General features: G+C 66.6%; 1 protein-coding gene. It reads right to left on the bottom strand.

The window, feature by feature from the left end; all coding sequences use genetic code 11:
• Positions 1 to 34: 34 nt before the first annotated feature.
• Positions 35 to 1,224 (bottom strand): IS3 family transposase gene (locus D7Y11_RS42605; protein WP_233597565.1). Its coding sequence is split into 2 segments (ribosomal slippage): positions 35 to 933 and positions 933 to 1,224, totalling 1,191 coding nucleotides; the frame shifts between segments, so codons are not numbered across the junction.
• Positions 1,225 to 1,277: the final 53 nt, after the last annotated feature.

Genomic DNA, 1,277 nt, shown 5'->3' with positions numbered 1-1,277 from the left:
GTCTGGGCGTGACCCGGTTCCGTAGACAGGTTGGTTACGCGGCCAGCCTACTCGTTGTGGCCACTCGCTCGAACTCGATGGGGCTGAGGTAGCCCAGGGCGGAGTGGCGCCGCTTCCGGTTGTAGAATACCTCGATGTATTCGAACAGTGCGCACCGTGCCTGCTCGCGCGTCTTGAAGCGGGTGACGTAGACGAGTTCCAGCTTCAGCGTGGAGAAGAAGCTCTCCGCCACCGCGTTGTCCCAGCAGTTGCCTTTGCGCGACATGCTGCACTCGATGCCTCGCGCCTCAAGCAGCCGGCGGTAGTCCTCGCTCGCGTATTGACTGCCGCGGTCGGAGTGATGGAGCGCTGGCGCAGGCCGTCCCAGGAGCGCCATGTCGAGCGCGGACAGCACCAACTCGCGGTCGATTCGCTCGCCCATGGCCCAGCCCACCACCTTGCGGCTGAAGAGGTCCAGCAGCACCGCCAGGTACAGCCAGCCCTCCTCGGTCCACACGTAGGTGATGTCGCCGGCCCACGTGCGGTTGGGCTGGCCGGGTCGGAAGTTCCTCTCCAGCGTATTCGGCGCCACCGGATGGCGGTGGGCCGAGTCGGTGGTCCGCACGAAGCGGCGCCGGGACCGAGCGCGCACGTCCGCCTGGCGCATCAGTCGCGCCACGCGCTTGCGAGCCACGCGCCGGCCTCGCGCCTTCAGCTCCGCATGCACGCGCGGAGCGCCGTACGTGCCTCGGCTCTCCTGATGGATGGCCAGCACCTCGGTGCTGAGGGCCCGGTCGCTCTTCTTGCGCTCAGACTCGGGTCTCTTCGCCCAGGCGTAGTAGCCGCTGCGCGAGACGCCCAGGTGACGACAGAGGACAGCTACCGGGTAGAGGGCCTTCTCCGCGTGGATGAAGGTGAACTTCACTTCATCTCCTTCGCGAAGAAGGCCGCCGCATTTTTTAGTATCTCCCGCTCCATCCGCAGCTCGCGGTTCTCCTTGCGCAGCCGGGCGAGTTCCTCGCGCTCCACTGTCGTCAACGCGCCGGGCTTGCCCTCGCCCCGGTCCGTCTTCATCTGCTCCACCCACAGCCGCAGCGCCGACTCCGTCAGGTCCAAATCCCGGGCCACCTGGGGGATGGACTTGCCCTCCTCCACCACCAGCTTCACCGCTTGGGCCTTGTACTCGACCGAGAACTCTCGGCGCGGCCGACGGGCCTTCTTCGACTTCTCCTCGTTCGCGGACATCCCGTGCTCCTTCCATCACATCTCGGGTGTCCACGGAACCGGGCTACTCCCAG

This window comes from Corallococcus sp. AB018, from assembly GCF_003986945.1.
GTDB classification, from domain to species: domain Bacteria; phylum Myxococcota; class Myxococcia; order Myxococcales; family Myxococcaceae; genus Corallococcus; species Corallococcus exiguus.
The sequence above is the reverse complement of the archived record's forward strand: the minus strand, read 5'-3'. Positions and strand labels throughout refer to the sequence as shown.